Below are 5,773 nucleotides of genomic sequence, written 5' to 3'. Positions count from 1 at the left end.
ATTAAAGATTAATTATTGTGACTAACTCTTTTGGTTAGAGAAAGATAAACTTGAGAATTTTCAGTCAAATTTATTGACTCAAAATCAGCTGTACTTAATTTAAATGAAACAGCCCTACCGATGTCGGGGGGGTTGGGGGGGTTACACCCTGCCCCTAGGAAAAACTTTTTCAGCAGACCCTAGGCTAATCTTGATGCGTCCAAGAGCGATGAGCCAGACGCAAACCCCAATCGAGCAGATAACCAATTGCGCCAATAACGAGGATCACCGCCATCAACTCTGAATAGGCGAGTCGATCGCGTGTATCGAGAATATAATAACCCAAACCCGCACTCACCCCCAGCATTTCCGCCGGTACAAGAACGATCCAGATAATACCTATAGCCAAACGGAAACCAGTTAAGAGATGGGAGAGGATCGCAGGCAGAATAATCTGGAAAACCGTTTCCCCTCGGGTAGCACAGAGACTGCGGGCTAAAGTCAACCAAGAGCGATCAACCGCATTAACCCCAGCAGCCGTATTGAGAAGGATCGGCCAGATAGCCGCCACCGTCAGCAAAAAATACACAGGTAGATCACCAATTCCCAAAACCATCACCGCTAAAGGCATCCAAGAAAGGGGCGAGATCATGCGTAGAAATTGAAATAGGGCCGACAAAGCCGATTCAAGGGAGCGATACAACCCGATTAATACCCCCAACGGCACACCGATGGCACTAGCGAGAACCAAGCCCACAATAACCCGGCGGCAACTGGTGAGGATATGGGGCATAATCTCCCCCCCAACAAAAAGACGTAATAAAGCGACAAAAGATCGCTCAGGGGAAAAATCATTTAAAATCGGGTTTGAGTGCCATAGAGGACTGGTAAATAGCCACCAGAGCAATAATCCAAAACCGATACCCCATAAGGGTAGTAAAGCTCTTGGCGGGGAGGTCAAAGATTGTGACTTCATAGGTTCGGACCTTTAAAATTTGATCGTCTCGATGCGGGAGAGATTATTCGGTAAGCCGAAAGCTTTCGGTCCGCCCACCTGTTGCAAGGCATTACGGACAAAAGAGTCATCCACGAGATCCCGCGCCACCTGTCGGGGTTGCAGTTTTTGGAGAAAATCCGTATTTCCTTCCACCTGAGTGATTTTTAGTAAGCGTACCAGTTCCTCCGTATAGGAAGGGAAAGGATAGGGCTGGAAATCGATCCGGTTGACCTGCCAAGCTGGATTCTCGATCGCCCCGTCTTTTTTATAGAAATTGCGATCATAGTAAGTAAGCGCCCGTTGCAATACCGGCAGCGGGTGAGGGGTATATTTTCCACCATCTTTAGAGAGAATCCGGGCCACTTCCGAGCGATTGCTCCGGGACCAGAGTTGGGCTTTAACGAGGGCGTTTACCACCTTCTGCGTCCATTGTTTCCGTTGCCTAATATCCTCCTCGTGAACAAAGACGACGCAACAGGCGTGATTCTTCCAGACATCGCCGGTGAAACGGAGAACCCTACCGGTTTTTAGATTTTCCGCCGCCGCGTTGAAAGGTTCAGCAACGATATAACCACCGATGCTCTTATTGGCGAGGGCTGATACCATATCCGGGGGCGGGAGAACCACTAGATTAACCTCGTTAGAAGCGATCGGCGCGTCCTTGGCTTTGCGAACTATTTTCAGCCCGTTACGTTGTAAGAGTTGTTGCAAGACCAAATTATGAATTGAATACCAGAAAGGAACCGCGATCGTTTTACCTCCCAATTCCCTGGGATTTTCAATATCGGGAAGGACGGTGAGGGCTGAGCCGTTGGTGTGGTTCCAAGCGACGATTTTAGCGGGGAAATTGCGCCCGTAACGAATCCAGATCGAGGTGGGAAAAAGAACATGAATAACGTTCACCTGCCGAGCGAGAAAGGCTTCAACAATCTGCGCCCAAGAGCGGAATAGGCGCGGTTGTTCGGCAGTTAAACCTTCCGCTTGATAAAGTTTTCGCCAGTGGGCCACCAATAGGGGGGCGGCATCCGTAATCGGTAGATAACCGATTTTCACAGGCTGATCGTTGGCATTGGCGTTAACGGGGAGATTCCAATTATCGGCGGCGATCGCTGCCCCGAAGGAACTGGTAAACAGTGCCGAAAGTTTCAGGAAATCTCGACGGCTCATGCCGCAACAAGCACAATTATCGTGTAGGTTCATAGATTTACAGTGTCATGACAAGGGCTAATTCTTGAAAAATTGACCGGCGTAGATCACTCAAAAGCTTGGCTGACTCGAAACGGGGTTTCGGCATCGAGATCGTCCATTCTCGGCGGATGCCCACCGGATGACGGCCCATGAGAAGAACTCGATCGGCCACTAATAGGGCCTCGTCGATGTCGTGGGTAACGAGGAGAACCGTGCTGTTATAGAGAGCTATGACTTCTAGGAGGAGTTTTTGCATCTCGAAACGGGTGATCGCGTCGAGGGCGCTAAACGGCTCATCCAGGAGGAGGAGAGAGGGGCGGCGGGCGAGGACGCGGGCTAGAGAAACTCTCTGAGCCATACCGCCCGATAGTTGATGAGGATAGGCACGCTCGAAGCCCTCTAGTTTGACGCTTTTAACGGCGGTGTGAACCCTTTCGCGCAATTGCTGATGATCGAGGCGGGGCATCCGCTTTAATTTCAAACCAAAAGCCACGTTTTGCCAAACGGTTAACCAAGGTAAAAGGGCGGGGGATTGAAAGACGATCGAGCTGCGGATGTCTGGTGCTTGTAGGGGTCGTGAGTGCAATTGTATTTCTCCGCCATCGGCACTTTGCAAACCAGCGGCGGTAGCAAGGAGGGTAGATTTACCGCAACCACTGGCCCCAAGCAAACAAACCACCTCACCGGAGCGCACCTGTAGGTTAATATCCTCAAAAACGGTACGGTAGCCATGGCGGGTTTTATAGCGTTTATGGAGATTTTTGAGGGTGAGGACGGGGTAATCAGTGGCGACGCTCATTCCCTCACCCCCGCCCGATCGAGTTCGCCAGTGAAAATTTTATCGGTAGAGGACTGACGTTGTAACTCTCTTTCTAGTTGAATCAGGCTCGGAGTTAACACTGGTAAAAAGGCGACCTCGCGCAGCCGTCGCGCCGTGTCGCTATTACGGAAATAGCCTTTTCCTCCCTTAATTTCCGCTTCTAACCATACGGATTCCACCGCTAATCGGGTAATGTCCACTCTGAGGGTGAATAGTTGGCGTGTCCCTCCGAGATCGAAGCTTTCTAGGGTGCTGAATTGCTCGATTTTCTTTTCTAGACGAGTCAGACGCTCCCGGGCGAAGAAATAACGATCGCTTGCTACCGCGGCCTTTCCCCCTAAACTTTTCTCCGTCTCCGCGAGGGATTTACGCGTAATGCCAAGGGCCAGTCCGCATTGTAACAGCAAGAAACAGGGGCGGACTGAGGGTAAAAATTTTGCTGCTTCCAAGCTGATAATCCAGTCGTGAGATAACTGAACTCGATCGAATTCAAGGGTACTGGTGCGGGAAGCTTGTAAACCCAATAATTGTAGGTCTTCACCCCGTTTTAACCCCTCTGCGAAGGAGGGAAGGGCGAGGATAAGAGTTTGTCCAGATCTAGTTTGAGCGGCAACGGCCACTATAAATTCTCCGTTGGAGTCGAGGTTAGAGGCCCAGGGCAGGAAGCCATTAACAGTGACGTTTTCTCCCTCGATCTTTGCCTGTAAACGCAGCTCCTCGATACCGCCGAGGTACTTCATCGCGTTAGAGAGTCCTGTCGCTCCGGCTATCTCTCCCTTGAGAACAGCCGGTAGAATTTTGTTTTGTAGGTAAGTGTTATTACTGGCGGCCAGATATTGGATGAAGACGCGCTGACACCAGAAAACAAAACCGGTGGTGAGGCAGCATTGGGACACAGAGGAGATCGCCTCTACTGCCTGTAATAAGGAGCCACCCCGACCCCCTAAGCTTTCAGGTATAGCATAGCCGAACCAGCCCGATTCTCCTAGCTTGGTTAGGGACCAACCGACGTTGAGATTAGCTGTACCGTTGTTGAGGTCAGTGGCTCTTTCTTCTAGAAAAGAACTGATTTCGGAGCCTCGATCGAGCATCATTGTTCTCTCCTAGGGGTGAATATTTTCAATCGAGGTCAAACTATCTATAGGTGCGCCGACCACTTCTCTGGCTCTTTTTACCGCCGCTTCATCGGGACTATCGTAGAAACAGAGACATTTACTCAAGTCTTCGCAAACATAGGTACGCTCGAAACTGACTTCAGGCACTTGAGCATAAAGGGGGGTTTTCTCCGCTTTTCGTTGCAGGTAAGTTTCCATCGTTAGCCCCGGAGGTAAATTCCACTGTACTAGATAGTTGGCTTTGTCTTTGCGCTCTCGCACAGTGGCTAAGTCCTGCCCAATCAAGCGCATTTCCTTGATTAGTTGCCAACTTAGCCCAGCGTTTTCTAGTACTTGTTCGAGGGAGGCGCGATCGATCGCTTTGATAATCAGGAATAACCGCCCCTCTGTTTCACCGATTAGGGCTTCGATTAACTCTCCCTGGGATTTTGATGCGACTGTGGCAATGCGCTCCAATATCTCGCTCACCTCTTCTTTTGTCCTTTCTTGTCGATCATCCTCTACTAGATATAGAGTCATAATTCATCTGAAATACATTTACAATACATTTGAGTTTACTGTCTTTGGGAAAAAAAAGCAATATTTTCAAGAGCCTGAAAACGAGGTGACACGGGAGTGGATGGTTCAAGACCGTTTCGCTCAAGTCGTGGCCAGAACCCTGGCCTTGAATGATATGCGTGACCTTCTGAGGCAGCTGAAACTCACAGTCTGTGTAAACTTCGACTGAGTTCTTGTATCTCTGAACTTTCCCTATACATATATACTACAAAAGCCGAAAACCCTTATCCATCAATGGATACACCCATTAACTTCTCTTAATGTACCCATGTAATTTGTAATATTTCTTAATGGACAAGAATTCTCTCGATTTGCTAGAATGGTGGTCATGTATATAGAAAAAGTTCCTAACCGTAATTCCCCTCCCGCCGTTCTTCGACCTGATTCTTACCGAGAAGGAGATCAAGTTAAAAAAAGAACCCTGGCCAACCTCTCAAAATTACCCGATGATATTATCGACAATTTGAAACTGGCTCTCAAAGGGGCGTTACAATCGAGATATACTTTAGACGTTCATAATCTGAGATTTATTAAACTTCTGAAATCGTAGAGTCAGCAAGGAATCCAGTTCTTTTTTATGTTTCAGATGGGCATCATTCAGACATTAATAAATAGCTGAAGAAAAGTCAGAAAAGTTCTCATAATATTTACTATATATAGCGTTTCCCAATCTCATGAGGTACACCAAAATCTTAACTCCTGAATCCCGAATCCTGAATCCTGAATCCCGAACCCTCAAAACCTAAGACTCTGTACCTCACAACTATGGGAATTGCTATAAACATTTTTTTTGACAAATTTCCACAGCCTTTCAATTAAATTGAGATTAGGCGAATAAGACGGCAGATAGAGTAATTCTATTGACAAAGAAAGAGCCAATTCTTCGACAATTTTACATTTTTGATAGCGGGCATTATCTAATACTAGAGTGATGGGAATAGTTAGTCCTAAAGCAGCTATTTTTTTAAGAAGTTCACAGACTTGAGTTGCTGTAATATATAGCAATTCTTGGAGCTATGAGGTACAATGGAAAGCAAATAGACAAATAATAGAACTTACCAGCTTCCTAGGAGACCCTATTCCGTAGATTTTCGCCAAAAAATTATCGATGTCTGG

Annotated in this window: 5 protein-coding genes and 3 pseudogenes; 1 reads left to right on the top strand and 7 read right to left on the bottom strand. The window is 47.6% G+C overall.

The genetic code is table 11. From position 1 onward, the window contains the following. Window positions 1-184: 184 nt before the first annotated feature. From EWV68_RS04770 to EWV68_RS04750, 5 genes are read right to left on the bottom strand one after another with little or no spacing between them, the layout of a single operon-like run. Window positions 185-955 carry an ABC transporter permease gene (locus EWV68_RS04770; RefSeq protein WP_002802509.1) on the bottom strand — a complete coding sequence of 257 codons (771 nt, stop codon included), beginning with the start codon at window positions 953-955 and terminating at the stop codon, window positions 185-187. Window positions 956-967: 12 nt separating this feature from the next. Then, on the bottom strand, window positions 968-2,176 hold the full coding sequence (locus EWV68_RS04765; protein ID WP_061433172.1) for an ABC transporter substrate-binding protein: 1,209 nt from the start codon (window positions 2,174-2,176) through the stop codon (window positions 968-970). 4 nt (window positions 2,177-2,180) lie between these two features. After that, a complete protein-coding gene (locus tag EWV68_RS04760) occupies window positions 2,181-2,963 on the bottom strand; it encodes an ABC transporter ATP-binding protein (RefSeq protein ID WP_194017450.1) in 783 nt (260 codons plus the stop codon). Continuing rightward, a complete protein-coding gene (locus tag EWV68_RS04755; protein ID WP_287237588.1) occupies window positions 2,960-4,075 on the bottom strand; it encodes an acyl-CoA dehydrogenase family protein in 1,116 nt (371 codons plus the stop codon). Before EWV68_RS04755 ends, EWV68_RS04760 begins: the two co-directional genes overlap by 4 nt. 12 nt (window positions 4,076-4,087) lie before the next feature. Further along, window positions 4,088-4,618 carry a DUF4242 domain-containing protein gene (locus tag EWV68_RS04750; RefSeq protein WP_002753852.1) on the bottom strand — a complete coding sequence of 177 codons (531 nt, stop codon included), beginning with the start codon at window positions 4,616-4,618 and terminating at the stop codon, window positions 4,088-4,090. A gap of 367 nt (window positions 4,619-4,985) precedes the next feature. On the opposite strand from EWV68_RS04750, the pseudogene EWV68_RS04745 reads away from it, so the two are divergent. Next, window positions 4,986-5,153: pseudogene (locus EWV68_RS04745) on the top strand (IS1634 family transposase N-terminal domain-related protein); the annotation flags it as partial. A gap of 9 nt (window positions 5,154-5,162) precedes the next feature. Here EWV68_RS04745 and EWV68_RS04740 read toward each other — a convergent pair. Next, window positions 5,163-5,312 (bottom strand): annotated as a pseudogene (locus tag EWV68_RS04740) (IS630 family transposase); the annotation flags it as partial. Between the two features lie 107 nt (window positions 5,313-5,419). After that, window positions 5,420-5,656: pseudogene (locus EWV68_RS04735) on the bottom strand (transposase); the annotation flags it as partial. Between the last annotated feature and the right edge of the window lie 117 nt (window positions 5,657-5,773).

Origin of the sequence: Microcystis sp. M_QC_C_20170808_M9Col (assembly GCF_007095495.1) — a bacterium.
GTDB lineage: Bacteria > Cyanobacteriota > Cyanobacteriia > Cyanobacteriales > Microcystaceae > Microcystis > Microcystis aeruginosa.
Note: the sequence above shows the minus strand (reverse complement) of the source record. Positions and strands in the feature narration are given on the sequence as shown.

What these genes read in the sequence shown, in the direction of transcription:
- EWV68_RS04770 (WP_002802509.1), bottom strand. Translation starts at nt 955, where the DNA reads ATGAAGTCACAATCTTTGACCTCCCCGCCAAGAGCTTTACTACCCTTA.
- EWV68_RS04765 (WP_061433172.1), bottom strand. Translation starts at nt 2,176, where the DNA reads ATGAACCTACACGATAATTGTGCTTGTTGCGGCATGAGCCGTCGAGAT.
- EWV68_RS04760 (WP_194017450.1), bottom strand. Translation starts at nt 2,963, where the DNA reads ATGAGCGTCGCCACTGATTACCCCGTCCTCACCCTCAAAAATCTCCAT.
- EWV68_RS04755 (WP_287237588.1), bottom strand. Translation starts at nt 4,075, where the DNA reads ATGCTCGATCGAGGCTCCGAAATCAGTTCTTTTCTAGAAGAAAGAGCC.
- EWV68_RS04750 (WP_002753852.1), bottom strand. Translation starts at nt 4,618, where the DNA reads ATGACTCTATATCTAGTAGAGGATGATCGACAAGAAAGGACAAAAGAA.